This window comes from Cytobacillus oceanisediminis, from assembly GCF_003182355.1.
Taxonomy (GTDB): Bacteria; Bacillota; Bacilli; order Bacillales; family Cytobacillaceae; genus Cytobacillus; species Cytobacillus oceanisediminis_A.
Window position 1 is genome coordinate 1 of the sequence record NZ_QGTW01000009.1, and the last position, 20,299, is coordinate 20,299.

Below are 20,299 nucleotides of genomic sequence, written 5' to 3' on the forward strand. Positions count from 1 at the left end.
AATGGCATTATCAAGAGAGAAATCTATTTTGATTAATAAATTTATAGTTTCTTCTCCCCAGTTTTCTACCTCGGATTTGTTAGTGGCATCTTTATTTGTGAATGAGTAAGCGAATAAATCAATGAGTTCTTCTCGCCAAATTAGAAGGGCTTGATCACTCTGTTGTGAACTGTGTGTATCTAATTTTACAATTTCTTTGGGTGGCATAGCACCTTTTAGTGCCAGTATTCTTTCTGAAATATTCAGGATATTGGAGTCGTTTGTTTTAATACTCATAAAAATACCCCCTTTTTACTTTCTTAAGTATTATAACATGTAAATTTCTACTTTTATATTCCATAAGGAACAGTCTTTTACAATATTTTCATAAAGCAAACAAGACAGTTGCAGATATTCCTTCAATTTCTCTAATCCCCCACTTAAAGGATGCTACAGTTATTGTCATCCGTTATTTCCCTTCATCTTATATATTAACTAAATAGAAGGAAATTCTTTGTGTCTAATTTGTGAATAATAAAAAAGCTCTTCTTATTGAGAGGGGCTTCTATAAGTCTTCCTCTGTAATTACATAAAATTTGGCTGATTTCTGCAAATTCTTAATGCTAGCTTACTTCTTTCACAAAAACCTAAAGTATACTTGCTAATTCCTATCGCCTCAGCTGCCGCCTTTTTCCTTAACATTTGTAAGTTAGTTCCAATGCTACCGATCATATTCATTATGGAATCGGTATCTAAATAAAAAAGCCCTATCCTAGGAAAGGGCCTATCTAGTCATAGCAACTTCAAAGTTGCAAATTTATTATAGGACATAAAAATTAAAACGGCAATCATCTTTAATTTTTGGCCGAATCTTTTATCATCTTCAGTAATATCATTTTCCTCATTCCAGGCGACTTTTTCTATAAAATATCCCTGAAGCTTGGCTCCCTGATTTGTTTCTTGATCCGCTCATAAGCCAAAACAGCCTCAGTAAAATTGGGATCATCATTAAAATCTGGGTGTGATGAGAGTAAAAAGTTATACGGCCAGTTGAATGAATCAGACTCTGAAAAGTTGTTTAAAATTCTAACAGGTAAACAGTTATGAGTTTATTATAAGGAAAGATTGAGAATAATTACACTTAAGCTAAACGGGTGCGTTGATCCAGGAGGTTGATGTCTTTTTTGTTGAATTCCTAATTAGACAAACGGGGTAGTTTAGTTGTACAAGGAAATTTTAAAGTAACATGTATTAGTTGTGGTAAAATATGTTATTAGTACAAGTTAGAAATTATTAGGAGGTTTTTTTATGAAAGGAAAATTAGTTTTAACCCTTGGTTTTACCGGAGTTTTAGTATTATCAATCGGTTTTGCGAAAGACTTTCAAAAGACAGAAGTATCAGCAGAAGTTTCCTCAAAACAAACAGATACATACAAACTAGTTACCAGAGAGGAACAAGACCTTAGAGAAGGTAAGTTAGCTGAAGGAGAAGATGTTACCACAGTTATAACAGTAGAAGACAAAATATGGTTGAGAATAGTTTAGCTCAACAAGGGTTTGTTCCACAAGAAAATGGGACAGGTTTCTATTTTACTAAAGAAAAATGAAAATAAATTTATCACTCACTACTTATCACTAACGGGTTCAAGAGTTCAAGATTCGACTGCCATTTCTGGCCGTCTTTTTCTTATCGTGCTGAATTGGCAGGTTATTTGAAAAAATAATGAAGCTTTTTATTGTGAATTTTAGACAAATATACAGATTACTATTTGGGGGAAGGTATAATGATTCAGCAATGGTTGGGTAAACAATAAAAACAACCTAAAGGACTGCTGTAAAAATGGATTGGAATATATATGCAAAGAGGTAACGATACGATTAATGGCTGGACTATTGATTTATTGAAAATAGAAGAGAATGATGTACTTTTAGAAGTCGGCATCAGTAATGGGTCTACTTTAAATCGTATTGTTAATAATACAAGGGTGGGAAAAATTTGGGGGTTAGATTTGTCTAATGAAATGATTAAGGAAGCAAAAAAAAAAAATAAGAAGTATATAGAAGATGGATTTGTTGAACTACATAAAGGAAACATCATTTCCCTGCCTTACACGGATTCTGTCTTTGATAAGGTTCTTTCAGTTCATACTCTTTACTTTTGGACTGACATTAATCAAGGATTTTCAGAGATTCACAGAGTTTTAAAACCAGGTGGAAAACTATTTTTATCTATTACGATAAATCACAAATGGAAAAAATGCGAAGGACAGAAAGCTTTAATTTACTACACGCAGACGAGATAGAAGAAATGTTAGTTAATCATATGTTTCATTCAATTAAACGACATCAAAAAGGAGTGTTTTGGTGTATAGAAGCAACAAATAATAATGGAGAGTGTAAATAAAATGGATTGGAGTATTAGAAAAGCCTCACTCAGCGATGTTGATACTATTACTGAATTAAGAATAGAGCTCCTAACACTGGCAGGTGATGTAAATGAAGGAAATAGATCAAAAGTATTTAGTGTAAACCAAAGTTACTTCAAGGAGAAATTGTTTAATGGCGGTTTTTCCGCTTGGGTTGCTGAAGTAAAAGGAACTGTTGCTGCTATAAGTGGTTTAGTTTTTTTTGAAAGACCTCCTCAAGATAAAAATGTAAGCGGATTAGAAGCATACATAATGAATATGTACACTAAACCAGAATATAGAGGATTTGGTATAGCTCGCTCACTTTTAGAGGAATGTATTACTTATTTTAAGAGTTTGGGTGTGGGGCGTATATGGCTGCATTCTTCCCAAGACGGCTATCAACTTTATAAAAAAATGGTCTCTACCAACGATAATGGTAGGGCTCGAGATGAACGTATTGCATCTGTCCTTAACGCTGCATTTGACGAATATGGTTTAATCAGCTCTCAAGTAGGTGGTACAGATTCAATAATGATTGAAATGGACGAAGCAAATAGTGAGCAGGAACTAATGGAATATACAGAGAAAAGTAAATCTAAAGCAGATTTAGACCCTACAATATAAAAATTTCGAAAAAAAACTTACAAGTAGTACAGAAAGAATATACTATTCTGTTGCTTTAAGGTATTGCGATGGATTACATAAAGGAAAAAAATTATAATGATGTTCAAGTTTATTATCCTATTGGTAAACCAGAACCAGTATTAAAATAATTATTAATGAGACAAGTAAAAAATCCATTGAAGATTTAAAAACTGAGTTAGAAAATTTTTTAGCTACTAAGGATACTGAACTGCCAATACCACTAAGAGATATCCCTTATGAAGTTCAGGTTATAAAATATGAGTGATATTCCACAGGAAAGCCGCTTTACTTATTCAACTATTAGGTGGGTTCTAATCAACTGCCATTTCAGGCGGTTTTTTATTATTTAACACACGGGGCAGGTTTGTTTAAGAAGATTTTACTATCATAGATATAAGGAGGAGAAAAAATGATTCCGACATTAGAGACAAAAAGATTGTTATTAAGAGAAATCTCAAAAGATGATGCTGACGGCATATTCTCTTGCTTTTCCAATGAAAATGTGACTCGATATTATGGCCAAGAAACATTGGATAATATTGAACAAGCTAAAGGATTTGTTGATTTTTTTGCAAATAGTTACAAGGAGAAAAGAGGAGTACGTTGGGGAATTGAATTAAAGGGAAATCAAGGGATTATTGGGACTATTGGCTTTAATGCTTGGTCTCCCAAACACAAACCGAGCAGAAATAGGATATGAAATACATCCTGAACACTGGAGAAAGGGCTATACCTTCGAAGCTGTATCTAAAGTTATCCAATATGGATTTGATGAACTTGGTCTTACTCGTATAGGGGCAGTTGTGTTTATGAATAATGAAGCATCTATTAAATTGCTAACTAAAGCTGGATTTGAAAAAGAGGGTATTCTGAGGAATTATATGTATCAAAATGGAGAGGCATACGATACATATGTATTTTCAATCCTTAATGATAATAGATAGCACTTGCAGGTTGAAATGAGATTACCCGGAAATAGAGGTAACTCGAAACACTATCCCGTTATCAACTAAAGAAACAGCAGGGTTAGGGAGACTCTAATTCCTGCCGTTATTACTGTCTCCAATTTGAACAATAAAACAATCTTTACAACTATCCTTAATACCAGTACAAGTTACTGAGTACTCACTATCTCCATCAGCACTACCTTTAAAACTTACTTCCTGATTAACAAAGCTATCAATCTGAGGGCGATAAGTGACAAATCTTTTTAAATAATAACCTTCCATTTAGCCCAACCTTTACTATTACCTATTGAAAGGGGGATAAACTTAATATATAGACCTTTTACCCTACTTTAAACTTTAAGAAGCATTTTTAACATAAAAGTCGTAAAAATTTTTATAGAAATTTTCTCAGTTCAATTTTGTATCCCTTCTGTCAAAGGCTGTACAGTAAATGAATAAGGTGATTATCCATTTAAGGAAAATTAATTGCATCAAAGAGGCCCTCAGCAAATCTAAGATCAGAATGTTTCTAAGTAACCCTATTAATAACCGTTTTCTACCATAAGAAGGGGGGCTCATAACCCCACAAAGGTTGCAAGAGTTAAAGATCGTGCTGCCAATCCAGGCAGCATTTTTGATATTGAACAAACGGGGCAGGTTAGCGGAAGAAGACTTGATGAACTGTTTATTCGAACTTTTTATTTATCTAACCCTCTCGCTCCTCTTAGAGGTTGATGAATCATTACTTCACTATTAGAAAGGGATTAACGTTTACCTTTTCTCATCTAGCAAGAAAAAAGCCCTGCTACTGGTTATTTATGACGATGGATACTGTTAAAGATTTATCTGATATGCTGTGAATACAACAGAAGTTATCTTCGGTGGAGTTCGAATTAAATAAAACTTTAAAAAATTTCTTATTGTTGAAATAAACCTATAACCTAATCGTCTATGGTAAGCAGGGGCTAAGGGGGATGATTATGAACAGAAAAAAGCTTATACAAGAGTGGTATTCACTGTATGCAGATGATATATATTACTTTCTAATAGTTCGGGAGACTATAAATACGAATTAGTTACCCAAGATATTTCTATTAATGTCAAACACTTATTAAAATCCTTTAAAAAGAGTGCGGTTAACCAATAAAGGCAATATCAATTTGTGAAAAATAAACAATTAGCATGCGTATTGGGTGTATTGTCCTTTTACGAGATAATTTAGAAATTAATTCTTATTCTTAAGGAATATGGCAACGTTTCTGTATTAAACAGGAACGCTTTTTTGCTACTACAAATACTAAAAATGATATTAATATCCTTAAAAGTACAAGGGAGGAATTAAAATGGACATTGATGGTTTGATTGAAAAGGTTATGGCCGGAAGAAGTTGTTGCACCTAGAAACATTAGTTGACATTGGCGGTCAATCAATACCTTTAATAAATGGAGCAATGAATTGGTATAAATTTAAGAAGATTAATAAAGAATTAACCAACTTAACAGAACAGATAAACACTATAATGGAGAAATTAGAAGTTAGTGAGAAAAAGATATTTATTAAGCAGGAGGTCTTTCCTATTATTTTTAGTAAGATACTAAACGATGAGCAGATAGAAAGGATAAGTGTTATGTTGAATGGCTTTGAGCATATCATCGATGAAGAAATAAGTACGAAGAAGTCTTTATAAAAGAATACGGGAATCCTAGGGAAGCAAGGCGAGAAATTCGCAACTACTTTTAATCTTGACATTTCCTTATTGCGGGTTGTGATAGCTTCGCTGGTACTGCCCCTAGACGCTTCTTGATCTTTTGAAGCAGGCACTTAACGCCAGGACTCAGGGTTCCGTCCTTTTTCGATAGATGGTTCAGTTTTCCCGTCACCATTCTGAATGTACTTTAAGAGGGAATCCATGTGGTTTGCATGCTGAGCATTGCCAAAGGTCTACTATACCCGCTGAAATGCAACCAATCTATTATCTAATAAGCTTTTGAAAAGCATTATCTAAAAAACTTGATTACAGAAGCTGTACAGGAACCGGTGATACCTTCTATCCCAATTTTTTGTGTTGCAATAGATGCTTTCAGGGATATGCTTTTTATCTATACAACCCTTTCAGCTATCTTAAAAGTAGAATTACCCATGTAACAAAAAACATGCCAAGGTACCAAGTTGATAAAGAAGACCGTTTGATTAAGAACATGAGGAGAGCAGGCAGGGCTAAAACCTTGGAAATGACAATTTTTGGATAAACGTCATTTTACGGTGTCTCACTCTTTCTTAAATTAGAGCCTGGTCCCAAAGCACAACATAAAAAATACCGCACTTTGGTGCGGCAGTCATTAATTATTAAAGTCATTCACAGTAGATGGTTCTATTTCAACTTCTTCATGAAAAGCTTCAGGAGAGGTAGATTCACTGCAATTCCAACAATAGCTTCTAATGCTTTCCCATTTGGTCAGCGGTTCACCACAATAAATGCATTCATTTGGATCAAATTGATTCATAAACCGTTCCTCCTTCTGCATTTTTCAAAAGGCAAGAGAAATAGTGAATGTTTGCTGTAGTTAAGATATTGGGAACCTTCCCTATTTGTTTTTTCCCCGTTTCATTAACTCTAAACTTCACTTTTTTTCCACACATTCAATAAAAATTCTGGTCATAATTGATGAGCAGACACAAAAATAAACTAACATATTTAGGAAAAGGTAAAGAGAGGCTAAATTTACATTTATTTTTTGTGGCTAGTTGTATAATCAAATGCAACAAGCTAAAAGAACGAAAAAGTTCATGTAAGATTAAACACAATCAATACGAAGGGTATGGCTCATTTGAATGGAAGTAAATTATTGAGTTTGATAAAGCTGCTCTCAATTATGAGGGCAGCTTTCCTTGTAATAGTTTAAAATAAATGGTAGGAATGTGAACCATTACACTATAAACTATAGGGTGCTTTTGTTGAATAAGCTTATACTAATAAAGACCACATAACATGGATTATGTGGTCTTTTAATTAAAACTTATTAATGATATCAGAGTCCTTCTAAGAGTGAGCAGCATTATTTTTACGTAGCATTTTTCTTTGTAAGTATATCTGGGTAGTCTTGATGTCAGAATGACCAAGACTCTCTTTTATGGTCAACAAATCCGCGCCCTGGTCAGCACTAATAAGAGCAAAACCATGTCTGAAGCTATGAGGCGTAATTGGGTTTTTTCGCATTTTAATAAAGTCCAAATCAGCTTTGTTGATTTTCGTGATTAAATAATTCGATAGATATTTATATCCATATGCCTTTCCCTTAGAAGTAGTAAACAAAGGGGAGATATCTGAAGGATCGAGTTTAAAATCTAGCCTTCTTCTTTTACGAAACCCCTCTATTGCCGCAATGATCTCTGTAAGTAAAGGCTTTTTTATACGGTGATAACCAGCGTATAATATTGGATTTTAATGCTGCTGAATCTGACATTACCTATGAGTACATAGAGGATTTTAATAAAAAAATAGTAAAGGATAGCTATACTAATCCTTAAAATTAAACGGCTTTATTTAGTTTGGTTCAGGATAATGAACATCTCCCAATGGGATTTAGAAGTGATGGCAATTGGTATGTCCAGTAGTCGTGATGAAACTGATAGTTTTACAATTTTTAAAGAAATCTATGATGTTGAAGACTTGATACTATTTACTTCATTTATTAAAGCTTAATGAATAGATAAATCCTTCTTAGTTCTTCAGATAAGATTTTTTATTAAAAATGTTATACTAGAATTATGGATAGGAAGTATTATGTTTACTGGTATCGTGCTGAACGAGAGGCAATGTACTCTATTGTGGAAAGAAAATTAAAATAAAGAAAAACCAAGTTTATTATGTCGGAAAAGGTACAAGCAGCAGATCCTTTTTAAAACACCGGAACGAGGAAACCAATTTATTGATCCGGCTTTTTGGATGTAAGGTTGAAATAGTAAAAGAAGGCCTAACCAACCAGGAAACCCTTACGTTGAATTAGGGTAATTGGCTATTTCGGAAGTGAAGGCATTCCATTAACCAACCGGAATTTTTATAAGAATTCAAAACTTATGGATTACTTTGATAGCTGGGATGAATATTTAGACTGGATTTTATTTAATTATGGAAATTATTTTGAATAAAGAAAGAATAGATATTGTGGGTTACCCCAATACGTGCTGGAGATTTTTCGATTGCTAATTTGAGTAAATATAATCCAAAATTTACATTTTACACCAAATACTTCATATTGTATAATTAGGATAACTAGAGTGAAATAGCCAGGAGTAGGTTTCTTTTTTTGATTTTTTATCAACTTACATTTTATGGTAATTTTAATAAAGACTCTGAAACTTGTGGAGGTAATCCATGACGAAAATTGAGGATAAGCTTTATTTGTATTTGTCGCAGCAAGCCTATTATATTGACCACAAACGGTTGCCTAAATACATTGAATACAACAACAATCAGCAAACCCACAAATGGGAAGTGGTGAATAAAAAGGATTACGTTACAACTGACTCCGATACTGGGTTTGATTCGTTGGTTGTAAAGAAGGATGACCAGATTGTGGTTTCATTCCGCGGTACCCAGGGTGATGACATGCTGGGAGCTGGAATGGCTGATCTTGAAACTGATGTTCAATACATTGTGATGAAAGATAACGTACATCAGAAGCAATCTAATCCAAGGGGAGACCGGCTTGATGTTTATAACAATCCCGAGAAAAAGGAATGGTATAAGAAGGACCAGTTCCAGCAAGCAGAAAAATTAATCAGTGATATTAAAAAGGACAATCCTTCTGCTCAAATATCCGTCACTGGCCATTCATTGGGAGGAGCACTTGCCCAATACACCGCCGCAAAATTTAACTTGGGGGCAGTGACTTACAGTGCGCCAAGCGTCATTGATTTACTTCATGAACAAACAAGGGAAAAGGCTGTCGCTGGAGATTTTGATTCTTCCATTGTCAATTATGTTCACCCAAAGGATTCCATTGGAGCCGGTGGGCTTGAACCATATAAAAGACATATTGGTTCCACCTACTACATTGGTTCACGATTTAAATATGAAAATATGGATAACGAAGGCAGACCGATTAAGAGGCTACTAGAATCAGTCGCTAGTTATCATGGCATAGAGAATTATACTTTTGATAAATATGGAAACATCAATAACGCAATACTATACAATGTTTTAGTTGGTGTTGAAGTTTACAGGTCTCCACGATATGTAAGTGCAGAAGCTGGACTGATACACGTAACTCCCTCTCATTTGCTTGAAGTTGCCTAAAGCGTAGAGAAAGTCAACGAAAGTATTATGGATGAGTTACCTAATGCAAAAAACGATATCAGAAGCAAGCTGATCGATGATGGAGAGCGGCAAGAAACGATTGAGACTGGCTATGAAGTGCTTAATGAATTAACCAGAATGGAAAACTGGCTCAATGAAGAAACGTCAAAGTTCAGTCATTATTTAAGATTTGCAGCAAAAGAATTTAAAGAGGCGGATAAGCTGGTATGATGGATAATAAAAAGATATCTCAATACCTAAATGATATTCAAAATCTCAGTGCTGCTGAAAAAGAGCTTGATACTTGCATAGGCAAACTTAGAGAAGCTCAGCTTAAATACAGGGATAGTATGTCTCAATTGTATAGCTGGAAGGCGGGAGAAGCGAAAGAACGGGCAAGTCAATGGTCGGCAGATTTCTTCCTGGAACTCTCTAAAAAGATTCATCGTTTGGAAGACAAACGGTATGATATAATCCAGACAAGAAAGAGGCTGGATTCGCTCATGCGGGCTGAAATTAGTTCCGGTCCGAAGTGGTAGGAGGGATGGAGATGCTAAGGAGAATCCTGTTATTGGTTTTGGCAGCATTAATTTTGCAGGGGTGCAATGATATGTCTAAAGAAGAAAAAGAAGAGATCGTAGAGAAGTCCACAGAATCTGCAGTTCAGTATTTTAAAGAGCAAAAAGGGTGGAACGTTGTAATCAACGAGCATGAGTTCACAGATCGTACAGATGGTACAGAAATATTTCTTTTTGGTTATGAGAAGGGAAATAAGGACAACAAGGTTCATGCAATGGTCAATTTTGCTGAAGGAAAATATGAAGTTTCATTAATTGGGTTTGACGAAGATAAGTAAGCTCTTTCAACTAAAATATATTTTAACTGAAAGAGGGAACGTATATTCTTATTTTGCCCAACAATGAGAGATACATAAAATGTAGTTTCTAAACAAGAATTAGGTTTTCATAGACAGACAATCAACAGGAGGACATATTTGTGACTTAAAACAATTTACCTTTAAATAAAGAAGAAGTTCAGAAATATCCTGAATTTACTAATCACGAGGATGCAGCTGCATACTTAAATGAAATATATGGTTTAAGATTTTGCAGAATACCGCGAACCCTTTACAAAAGGAAAACATCTTGTATATTCTAATATTAGATCAAGATAAATACAAAGAGCTTCAAGAATATTCTCGAAATCATGGTGGTACCGAAATAGTTATACATTCACCAGAAACAAAAGGATTAACTAGTTCCAATCAAACTGTCTACATATTTGAAGTTGGTGAAATTCTTCCGGTATCAGTATCAGCATATTAGAACCCGGTTTTATCCGGTGTTCTTTTTTTATGTGTATGTCTTTCAACTAAATTGGAATTCTGTTGAAAGTGTGAAAGAGATAGGCTTAGAATTACCTTTACTAAATGTAAGGATTAATCACCAATTTTTATTAAAAAATACAAAGAGGAGAGAGGATTAGTGCAAGTAGAACAATTCGTATAATACTTATTACCTGCACTTTAATAAAAAAGATCCGACCAAATTAGCGTGGTCGGACAATTAATATATAAAAGGGGGTCAAAATGAAAAAACTCATTAATCATTTAGACAAATTAATTATAACCAAAATTTGTTAAAGGAATGTTTCGTAGATAATACAAAAATATATCAACCAATATTCCTGGTCTAATCAAACCGCTTTGCAGCTAATTTGTTCCTACCTGTTAGTTTTTATAGAAATTTAATTATAGATATAACAGGTGTTTATAATAATTTAGTAAAGAGATTTTTTTCATTAGTAAAAAGAAGGGGAGCTTATTAATTTCTACCTTATATTATAACTATTTGTATAATAACCGTATTACGAAACATGATGTACATGTATATTCCCTTCAAAATTTAAAATTGTTGAACTACTTCCTGCCTTTTTTCTTGTCCTTTATTTCTTTATAAAGTTTCAAGATAGTCTCATAGTATGGAGGGTATTTAGGATAGTTCTTTTGGGGAACAACAGCGTTTGGTGGTGGGAGTTTCCTAGTACATAACTTAACATTAAAAAGGTTAAAAAGAGGGACTAAAACCAATCCTAACCCCTTCATATAATCCTCAGGCTGACCTTAGCCCATTTTTTATATAGAGATACCAGTGATTCATAGGTTATAATCTTAAAAAAGGGGGCTAAGGAATTGGTAAATAAGAGTCATGATTTATTAAATGGATGGACATTAATAGCACATAAAGCTTATAAACTTTTTTCTAATAATAATTCATACGTTTTAATAGATGGGGATAATGAGGTGATTATGCAGTTTACAGTAGTAGAACAAGAATTTGAAGTTATTCAGTCAAACTGGAATTTAAACTTTAAATTAATTCCGGGTTTCAAGACAATCAAGGTTTTAAACGTCCCTGATGAAGAATAAAACGTATTGCTACCCTTACTGGCTTGATAGTATGGGTAGCTTTTTTAAAAAGTGAACTTACCTAACCTAAATGCCCAAGTCACCGGAAGTTTAGTCAAATTGTTTCCAAGCCAATTAAATTGATATACAGTTATCACTGATTCAACCTTTATCACAGCTTCGTTTCCTGATACTAGATCCACATACCAACTAGCTTAACCAAGTTTCGATAAACAAACAGAGGCGAACTGATGGTCAGTTTAAGCTTCATTATTAAGTCAAAATTGGCTGCTTTTTGCATGGATTTTAAACATATGACGATTCCTTTCCGTACGGGAAATCGATTTTTTTATGAGATCAGGTCCTTAGCGTACGATTTTTTTAAAATGCTGACGGGACCCCTAGTATTATTTCAATTGTCATTATGATTTAATTTTAATTTAGGTTTGGCTATACTTAAATTAGCCTTTTCCTGAATTAGATTGTATTGGTCTAGATGATGTTATTTGCTAAACTCACTCTTCCATTAATATTAAAAGGTTATTTATAAACTCATCATAATTGTTGGATTTTAATAACAGGTAAACATTTTCTGGTTCTGATATTATTTTGATAAAACTATCATAGATATCCCGAAAAATGCTTCGTTCGTCCTTATTTAGGGCAATTAGTGCGATAATTTGTACAGAACTATTTCCCCAATTAACAGGTTTGTCATTTAATACAATCGAAATAGCTGACTTTAATGCGTTCATTTGCATCGAGTGTGGTACTGCTACATTATTATTAAATGATGTTGAGGACATTTTTTCCCTTTCGATGATGTCATCAATGCCCCCTTTTTCGATAAATCCTAACTGTACCAATTTATCACCAAGAAACCTGATTATTTCAAATTCACTATTTAAGTAAATGTTATGTTGAAACAAATGGGGATCGAATAGGCTGATTAAAAGTTTCGGTGGAATGAAAGAGTCAAGTTCACAGTCAAGAGAACAAGGTCAGGCTGCAAAAGAGTTTTTTACAACAATGAAAACTATTACAATTACGCCTATTCCGTAATGGAAAAGGAAGTCCTATAGAAATAAATTTATGCTTTTTAAATGATAAACTAGATTTTATTATCTGAAAGAGACAGATTTTCATAAATTGAAATAAAATATGGAATAGATGTGGTTTGGGTGAAAATATTTGGCACTCACACAGTGCTAAAAAAGTGGCGCTAAATCTCTTGGCAAAAGTGATTGTTCTTCTAATATTAATACTTGGTGTAATGGAAAAAACAATAAATTTAGGATATAGGTGGTTCTACGCCAGGAATGAAAAAGTATAATTGGCAAGATAGGGGGGAATAATATCCTTCCTATTTTTTGTGCAACTTACTTTTCAAATAATAACTCACTATTACAAATTATATCGATCTTTAGAATATACAATTTGTTAAATATATGAAGAAAAGGAAAAATAAAATTTGATATTAAACAAAAGAGAATTTTCATCCTCTGCCTATTATTTTATAACATTATGGATTTGTTAAATGTTCATAAAATCACTAGAGTGAATTCTTTTAATGGTGCCAATTTCAGAAAGGAATCGTCTATGGTTGGTCGTTAGTATGAGTCACATTCTTCCTGGATGGCAGTTATCCAAACATGGAAATCATCCTCACCCTCACCCTTTTCATAGCGGTGTAAAGGCTCAGAAACCTCTTAAGTTGAGGCAATTTGCTCAGCTGTTTTATTACTACATCCACTTAAATCCACCAAGACCTCTCCAATAGGTCTATGTTCGCGAAGAATGGTTTCTACACTGTATCTTCCCTCTACAGTATTAACTGGTAACTTAAAGTAATGTGAGAAAATGGGACCTGGAAACTCGTTTAAAATTCAACAATTTCTTCTTGGGTATATTTTCTTATCGTTTTCCTTCTCTTAGTTCACTTTTGTAATCACTAGAAATTTCAAATTTAATATTGATAATTTTCTGTAAATTAAATATAATTTTATTATATATGAACCGGTGGTTCTAATATAGAGACACAATTAATTTCTAAAAGAGAGGTGGATTTTTAATGAGGGTTGCGACAGATATCGGGGGAACTTTTACAGATCTTGTCTACTCTGACAATAACGGTAACTTCGGAGTTGCAAAAACACATACTACCCCTTCTAAATTCGAAGAGGGAGTAATGAATGTTCTTCAAAAAAGTATGATTAATCCCCAAAGCATTGATATGTTTATTCATGGATCTACTGTCATAATAAATGCTTTGACAGAGCGGAAAGGAGTAAAAGTTGGCCTAATTTCTACTCAAGGAACAAGAGATGTTCTTGAAATTGCCAGAGGAAATAGGCCAGATTTATATAACTTTCGGTACCAGAAGCCATCACCGTTTGTCGAAAGGTATCTCCGTATGGAAGTTGAGGAGAGATTAAATTATAGGGGAGAAATTATATCACCCTTAAATGAAACACAAGTTCCAGCAATTCTTGAGTTTTTCAAAAAGGAAAATGTGGGAGCTATTGCAGTTTGTTATTTGCACTCTTATATCAATCCCATACATGAAAAGAAGACGGTAGACCTAATTAAGCAATTGTGGCCTGAAGTGGCGGTTACGGCATCATACGAAATTACAAAAGAATGGCGCGAATACGAAAGAACAAACACAACTGTTTTGAACTCTTATGTTAAACCGATTGCAGCCTCATATATAGATCAACTTAACAAAAACATGATGAATTATGGCGTAAACAGCAGGCCATATATAATGCAATCAAATGGTGGGGTTACTACTTTTGAAAGAGCAAAGCAAACGCCAATAAATATGGTTGAATCCGGGCCTGTGGCTGGTATTTATGGTGCTGCGGTGCTAGGTGAAGTATTGGGAGAGGAAAACATTATAGCCTTTGATATTGGTGGTACTACAGCAAAATGCTCTTTAATTACCAAAGGGAATGTAAAAATCACGACTGATTATTATATAGAAAAAAACGAAAAAACCGCTGGATATCCTGTTAAGGTACCTGTGGTTGATATTGTTGAAATAGGTAATGGTGGCGGATCTATAGCTTGGATTGATTCTACTGGTTCATTAAAAGTAGGTCCACAATCTGCGGGTGCTTTTCCTGGACCCGTCGCGTATGGAAAAGGAGGAGAGAATCCCACAACCACAGATGCCAATTTAATTACCGGACGCCTCACAAGAGATAACTTTGATTATGAAGTAGACCTTGAAAAAGTAAAGAACGCAATAGAGAAAAAGATTTCCTCCCACTATGATCTTTCAATGGAAGAAGGAGCTATGGGAATTATTGATATTGCAAATTCGAATATGCTTAACGCATTAAAAAGAATTTCAATCCGAAAAGGGCATGATCCAAAGGACTTTACCATGATTGCTTTTGGTGGTGGTGGATCCATGCATGCTGCCGCTCTTGCAGAAGAGTTAGGAGTGAAGAAGATCATTGTTCCCATTGCCTCTCCTGTTTTTTCTGCTTGGGGAATGTTAATGACAGATTTACGTCATGATTATATCCAAACACATATCAAACAATTAGATGGAATCGATTTAGCAGACATCAATTTGGCATGGGATAAAGTCACCAATCAAGCTTATAACCAATTTATAGAAGAAGGAATGAAAGAAAACCAGATTGTCTTTAGCCGTTTTGTGGACATGCGATATTTAGGTCAAGAACATACAGTAAAAGTACCAGTAACCAATATGGAATGGACGGAAGAAAATATTGCTGAAATTATCGGCCGTTTTCATGACCTTCATGAACAAAATTATACATTTAAACTTCCTGGGACCCCTACTGAAATAGTTAATTTACATTTAACTGGATTTGGAAAAGTAAAGAAACCAATCCTACCAAAATTAAAGATAGAAGGTAAAACAATTAATTCCGCTTTAAAAGAAAAGAGGCCTGTGTACTTTAAAGAATCCGGTTGGGTATCTACAGCTGTATATAACCGTGACGATATGGAACCAGGAATGAGAATTGAAGGGCCAGCTATTATCGAGGAGCAGTCTGCATCAACGGTAATCTATTCTAATCAGTCCCTTGAAATGGACTCTTACGGTAATTTGATTATTAATACAGGGGTGAAATAAATGCTGTCTTCACAAAAAATGAAAGTGAATCCCTTTACAATTGAGGTTATAAAAGATTCACTAATGTCTATTGGGGATGAAATGTTTTTTGCTCTTGCAAGAACTTCCATGAGTCCCATTATTTATGAAGTACTTGATTATGCGTGTGGTCTTACTAATTCTAAAGGACAATTAATAAGCCAAGGGAACGGAGTCACCAGTTTCATAGGAATGTTGAGTCCTATGGTTCAACATGTAATTGATAAGTTTGAAAAAGGTAAGGACTTAAAAGAAGGGGATATCATTATTATCAATGATCCATACGTTGGCGGGGGATCACACTTATCAGATGTAGGTTTGGTTATGCCGATATTCTATCAGGGAGAAATAGTAGGGTTCGCGGCAAACAAGGGGCATTGGACAGAAGTTGGTGGAAAGGATGCCGGTTCATTTACGAGTGACTCAACTGAGATTTATCAAGAGGGTCTTCAACTACCTGGAATTAAGCTCTTTGATGAAGGTAAGGTAAATCAAGCAGTAGTCGATATCATTTCATCAAACGTTCGCCTTCCAGATTTATCTTTAGGTGATATGTGGGCCCAAGTGGCTGCCCTGAAGACTGGAGCAAAACGATTTATAGAACTATGTAATAAGCATAATAAAGAGCTGGTAACTTCAGCAATTGATCATTTATTAAAACAAGGGGAGCAGTTAGCTAAAAAAGAATTAGTAGCTCTTCCAAAAGGAAACTTTTATGCTGAAGACTTTATTGAAGGAGATAGCTCAAAAGGCGGACCGTATCCGATAAACGTCAAAATAACGATTACTGAAGATGAGTTTATTTGCGATTTCCGGGGAAGTCATCCCCAGGTAAATAATCCTGTAAATTGTTCATACTTTGGTTTGCTTGCAAGTGTCAGAGTAATGTATTTAGCAATAATCAGACCAGAACAAAATATTAATGAAGGTGTTTTTACCCCATTAAGAATTTTAACGGATAAAGGTTCTATAGTATCGGCAGAACGGCCTGCCCCTGTATCAATGAACTTTGAAGGTCGAATAGGAGGAGCAGACCTAATTTGGAAGGCACTTGCACCACACTTGCCAGACCGATTAACCGCCGGGCATTTATTATCCGTTTGCTCTGTAATATTATCCGGTAATCATCAAGATACAAAAGCTCCATTCCTTATTGTGGAACCATCTGTAGGAGGATGGGGTGCAGGAGAGGGCCAAGATGGTCAGCGAGGTCAATTTTGTATGGGAGATGGTGAAACATATAATATCCCCATTGAGGTTGCTGAAAACAGATATGGGGTTCTGGTCAATGAATATAGCCTCCGCTGTGATGGAGCTGGAGCTGGAGAATTTATTGGGGGCTCAGGAGTTGTCCGTTCCTATCAGGCATTAACGGATAATCAAAAGCTTTCTGTAAGCTTTGGTCGACACGAATTTGCTCCATGGGGAATGGATGGTGGAGAAGAGGGCTCTTCAAACTATGTTGAAGTTATTAAACAGGATGGTGAATCCAAAGGTCCTTTTGGAGTATCCGCGAGGTACCCAGTAAATAAAGGGGATATTGTAAAACTTGTGACTGCAACAGGTGGCGGTTACGGTAATCCTTTAAAGCGTCCAGCTGAACAAGTAGTAAGCGATGTAAAGAATGGATATATTTCTGTTGTCCAAGCAAAAGAGAAATTTGGTGTTGTAATAGATTCTAATACCTGTACTATCCAAAAATTTACACTGGATAGATTAAATGCTAACAGTAATGAATGCTCGGATCAGGAATAGTAACCGGATCCTTCGTCATAAACCAAGTTTAATTTTTGGAAAATTCCTTATTGTTAGAATCCCGATCCTTACGGTATAATAACTAGCTGAAAGGAACGTTGGTTCTAAAAAAGAGACAATAAGGAGAGAATTTTATGTCACTCAAAACTTTAGATAACTCATTGGAGCTTTTACAATACTTTACCAGAGAAAATCCTTCGTGGGGAGTAAGAGAACTTGCAAAAGAAATAGGCATTAGCCATTCCATTGTTTACCGAATTTTATCATCGTTTGAAAAATACGGGTTTTTGGTGCAAGACCATATTACAAAGAAATACGAATTAGGCTTTCGCTTCTTAGAATTTGGTCAAATTGTTAAAGAAAATATGTACCTCTCTGATTTTGTCTATCCTATAATGAAGAACCTCGCTGAGAAGGTAGAAGAGTCTGTTTTCCTTACTTGGTTAGACAAAGTAGATGGTGTAACAGTGGAAATTGCAGAAAGCTCTCACAAAATTAAATATGAAGTCTCATTGGGAACAAGAACACCACTTTATGTAGGTGCGTCTTGTAAAGTTATCATGGCTTATCTCCCTAGAGATAAGCAAAAAGAGATTATTAGTAATGGACTACGTCCTTTTACAGAAAACACTATTTTAGATGAAGAAAAATTATTAAAGGACTTGGATGAAATTAAAAATCAGGGATGGGGATATTCAGCTGGTGAATTTTCTGAATCAGTTTTTGGTTTAGGGGTACCCCTTTTCAATAGTGAAAATAAGATTATTGCTTCTTTGACCATTTCTGGTCCAGAATATCGTCTTCCCGAAAAGAACCTAGAAACAGTATTGGGAATTTTGCAAGAGGAAGCTAAAAAAATACAGCGGTACTTTAAGCAATATAACAATCATTACAGATAAACTCACCGAGAATAGACATCTTGCTATATTATATAAGGAGGATGTTTATGAATAAAAATAATACTGAATATAGGGAACATCCAACGATTTTTGAGCCTATTATTTTATCAATGATATTAGCAACAGCGGTAATGGGCGCAATTATCGGAGTTCAACTAATTACATCTCTAGGCATATCTGCTAATACTTCGATAATAGGTGCTATATTTGCAATGTTAATAGCAAGAATCCCTATTAATATGTTTTTAAAGTTTAAATCCATTCACCGGCAAAATTTAGTTCAAACTTCAATTTCAGCGGCCACTTTCGGAGCCGCTAGTAGTTTGATTTTGCCCATAGGGATTCCATATGTTTTAGGGATGACCGATTTAATTATTCCGTTATTTATTGGTGTTACTTTAGCAATGTTTGTAGATGCAATACTTTTGTATAAATTCTTTGATACAAAAGTTTTCCCGGCAAAGGAAGCATGGCCCCCAGGTATTGCCACAGCTGAGTCCATAAAGGCTGGAGACGAAGGAGGAAAGCGGGCAAAATTATTAAGCATTGGGATTGTAATTGGGATTATAGGTTCCATCATAAAAATTCCGATGTCAGCTTTTGGAGTAGCTTTCATAGGAAACATTTGGGCTTTAACGATGTTCGGTATTGGATTGTTGCTGAGCGGATATTCTACAGCTTTGTTTAGCATAGAGCTTAGTGATTATTATATTCCCCATGGTTTTATGATAGGTGCAGGGATAGTGGCACTCTTTCAGGTTGTTTTTCTTATTTTTCGAAAGAAAAATTCTGATTCGGCAGTTGGGAAAAGTAAGAAAGAGATAGCAGCAACTTTAGAAGAGGCTCCTTTTTCAAGAAATGAAAGAGATATAAAACAGGCATTCGGATACGGATTTATAGCTTACCTTGTAATTGCCCTGTGCTTAGCTTTAATGGGAGGCCTTTTAACTGATATGTCCCCCGGAATGCTAATTGGCTTTTTACTTTTTGCAACAATTTCAGCTTTTGCCCATGAACTTATTGTAGGGATTGCAGCTATGCATGCTGGCTGGTTCCCTGCATTTGCTGTAGCATTAATTACTTTGATTATTGGAATCATCATTGGCTTCCCAGCACCTGCACTTGCCCTTTTAGCAGGATTTAGTGCTTCCACAGGGGTTGCATTCGCCGATATGGGATACGATTTAAAAACTGGTTATATGCTCCGTGGAAATGGGAAAGATCTAGACTTTGAAAAAAAGGGGAGACGGCAACAGCTATATGCAGGCTTGCTTGCTTTTTCTGTTGCTTCAATCGTAGTGTTATTAACCTATGAAAATTATTTTTCTCAAGGTTTAATTCCTCCAGTTAACCACGTATATGCAGCCACAATTGAATCAGGTGTATCTAGTGATATAGCTACTCTGCTATTCCTTTGGGCTATTCCAGGAGCACTCTTACAAATAATAGGCGGTTCCAAAAGACAAATGGGTATTTTATTTTCCACTGGTTTGTTGTTAGTGAACCCTATTGCAGGATGGGCTGTATTAGTTGGAATTCTAATAAGATTCATAGTTTTAAAGAGAAAAGGCAAGGAAGCAGAACTGCCTATGACCATATTAGCTGCCGGTTTTATTGCCGGGGATGCTTTGTTCAGCTTTTTTAACTCTCTTTTTAAAGCAGGAAAATAAAATTCTTCTAAATATGCAGATCTATATAATCTAATAGGGGAACTGCCACTCATCGAATGCATTTTAGTAACTTTCAGAGATGTTTAAGGATTTTACTATGGCTATTGAACTCTTTACAGTTTAATAATAAAAGAGGATAGGAAAGTGTTCTCCTA

At 34.9% G+C, this 20,299-nt stretch carries 18 protein-coding genes and 2 pseudogenes; 15 read left to right on the forward strand and 5 right to left on the reverse strand.

The annotated features are described in order from the left end of the window. Positions 1–276, reverse strand: a 276-nt coding sequence (locus tag DFO73_RS16430) for a hypothetical protein (protein ID WP_142669532.1), incomplete at its 3' end; no start/stop codon positions are given. A 1,011-nt stretch (positions 277–1,287) separates the two neighbouring features. Between DFO73_RS16430 and DFO73_RS16435 the strand changes: the two genes are divergently transcribed. The 4 genes and pseudogenes from DFO73_RS16435 (at position 1,288) to DFO73_RS16450 (ending at position 3,976) form a co-directional block, all read left to right on the forward strand. Next, positions 1,288–1,524, forward strand: a complete 237-nt coding sequence (locus DFO73_RS16435; RefSeq protein WP_110065815.1) for a hypothetical protein — start codon at positions 1,288–1,290, stop codon at positions 1,522–1,524. Between the two features lie 311 nt (positions 1,525–1,835). Further along, entirely contained in the window at positions 1,836–2,282 is a 447-nt protein-coding gene (locus DFO73_RS16440; RefSeq protein ID WP_110065816.1) for a class I SAM-dependent methyltransferase, read from the forward strand. A gap of 102 nt (positions 2,283–2,384) precedes the next feature. Then, a complete protein-coding gene (locus DFO73_RS16445; RefSeq protein WP_110066021.1) occupies positions 2,385–3,011 on the forward strand; it encodes a GNAT family N-acetyltransferase in 627 nt (208 codons plus the stop codon). 430 nt (positions 3,012–3,441) lie between these two features. Then, positions 3,442–3,976, forward strand: a pseudogene (locus tag DFO73_RS16450) (GNAT family N-acetyltransferase). A 93-nt stretch (positions 3,977–4,069) separates the two neighbouring features. On the opposite strand, the gene DFO73_RS16455 reads toward DFO73_RS16450, so the two are convergent. After that, positions 4,070–4,261 (reverse strand): hypothetical protein, encoded by a 192-nt coding sequence (locus DFO73_RS16455; RefSeq protein WP_110065817.1) that lies wholly within the window; start codon positions 4,259–4,261, stop codon positions 4,070–4,072. Between the two features lie 1,108 nt (positions 4,262–5,369). Between DFO73_RS16455 and DFO73_RS16460 the strand changes: the two genes are divergently transcribed. Then, positions 5,370–5,666, forward strand: a complete 297-nt coding sequence (locus DFO73_RS16460) for a hypothetical protein (RefSeq protein WP_110065818.1) — start codon at positions 5,370–5,372, stop codon at positions 5,664–5,666. A 652-nt stretch (positions 5,667–6,318) separates the two neighbouring features. Here the strand turns inward: DFO73_RS16460 and DFO73_RS28745 are convergent. Together DFO73_RS28745 and DFO73_RS16465 are read right to left on the reverse strand one after the other, a co-directional pair. Beyond that, a complete protein-coding gene (locus tag DFO73_RS28745) occupies positions 6,319–6,483 on the reverse strand; it encodes a hypothetical protein (protein ID WP_181396037.1) in 165 nt (54 codons plus the stop codon). Positions 6,484–7,019: 536 nt separating this feature from the next. Beyond that, complete coding sequence (locus DFO73_RS16465; protein WP_258309516.1) at positions 7,020–7,292, reverse strand: tyrosine-type recombinase/integrase; 273 nt, start codon at positions 7,290–7,292, stop codon at positions 7,020–7,022. Between the two features lie 1,062 nt (positions 7,293–8,354). Between DFO73_RS16465 and DFO73_RS16470 the strand changes: the two genes are divergently transcribed. The 5 genes from DFO73_RS16470 to DFO73_RS16490 all read left to right on the forward strand — a co-directional run bounded on the left by DFO73_RS16470 (position 8,355) and on the right by DFO73_RS16490 (position 11,706). Then, complete coding sequence (locus DFO73_RS16470) at positions 8,355–9,278, forward strand: lipase family protein (RefSeq protein WP_110065819.1); 924 nt, start codon at positions 8,355–8,357, stop codon at positions 9,276–9,278. Positions 9,279–9,305: 27 nt separating this feature from the next. Next, positions 9,306–9,509, forward strand: a complete 204-nt coding sequence (locus DFO73_RS16475; protein ID WP_110065820.1) for a hypothetical protein — start codon at positions 9,306–9,308, stop codon at positions 9,507–9,509. Next, on the forward strand, positions 9,506–9,817 hold the full coding sequence (locus DFO73_RS16480) for a hypothetical protein (RefSeq protein WP_110065821.1): 312 nt from the start codon (positions 9,506–9,508) through the stop codon (positions 9,815–9,817). The genes DFO73_RS16475 and DFO73_RS16480 overlap by 4 nt, the downstream gene beginning before the upstream one ends. Positions 9,818–9,828: 11 nt before the next feature. Then, on the forward strand, positions 9,829–10,134 hold the full coding sequence (locus DFO73_RS16485) for a hypothetical protein (RefSeq protein ID WP_110065822.1): 306 nt from the start codon (positions 9,829–9,831) through the stop codon (positions 10,132–10,134). A gap of 1,335 nt (positions 10,135–11,469) precedes the next feature. After that, positions 11,470–11,706, forward strand: a complete 237-nt coding sequence (locus tag DFO73_RS16490; protein ID WP_110065823.1) for a hypothetical protein — start codon at positions 11,470–11,472, stop codon at positions 11,704–11,706. 494 nt (positions 11,707–12,200) lie between these two features. On the opposite strand, the gene DFO73_RS16495 is transcribed toward DFO73_RS16490, so the two are convergent. Next, positions 12,201–12,653: a PTS sugar transporter subunit IIA gene (locus tag DFO73_RS16495; RefSeq protein ID WP_110065824.1), complete on the reverse strand. Its 453-nt coding sequence runs from the start codon at positions 12,651–12,653 to the stop codon at positions 12,201–12,203. On the opposite strand from DFO73_RS16495, the pseudogene DFO73_RS29385 reads away from it, so the two are divergent. The 5 genes and pseudogenes from DFO73_RS29385 to DFO73_RS16515 all read left to right on the forward strand — a co-directional run. Then, positions 12,643–12,747: pseudogene (locus tag DFO73_RS29385) on the forward strand (hypothetical protein); the annotation flags it as partial. The gene DFO73_RS16495 and the pseudogene DFO73_RS29385 overlap by 11 nt on opposite strands. A gap of 1,009 nt (positions 12,748–13,756) precedes the next feature. Continuing rightward, positions 13,757–15,802, forward strand: a complete 2,046-nt coding sequence (locus tag DFO73_RS16500; RefSeq protein ID WP_110065825.1) for a hydantoinase/oxoprolinase family protein — start codon at positions 13,757–13,759, stop codon at positions 15,800–15,802. Beyond that, entirely contained in the window at positions 15,803–17,575 is a 1,773-nt protein-coding gene (locus tag DFO73_RS16505; RefSeq protein WP_375137329.1) for a hydantoinase B/oxoprolinase family protein, read from the forward strand. Positions 17,576–17,709: 134 nt separating this feature from the next. Next, positions 17,710–18,474 carry an IclR family transcriptional regulator gene (locus DFO73_RS16510; RefSeq protein WP_110065826.1) on the forward strand — a complete coding sequence of 255 codons (765 nt, stop codon included), beginning with the start codon at positions 17,710–17,712 and terminating at the stop codon, positions 18,472–18,474. Between the two features lie 47 nt (positions 18,475–18,521). Beyond that, positions 18,522–20,144 carry an OPT/YSL family transporter gene (locus DFO73_RS16515; RefSeq protein WP_258309517.1) on the forward strand — a complete coding sequence of 541 codons (1,623 nt, stop codon included), beginning with the start codon at positions 18,522–18,524 and terminating at the stop codon, positions 20,142–20,144. Positions 20,145–20,299: the final 155 nt, after the last annotated feature.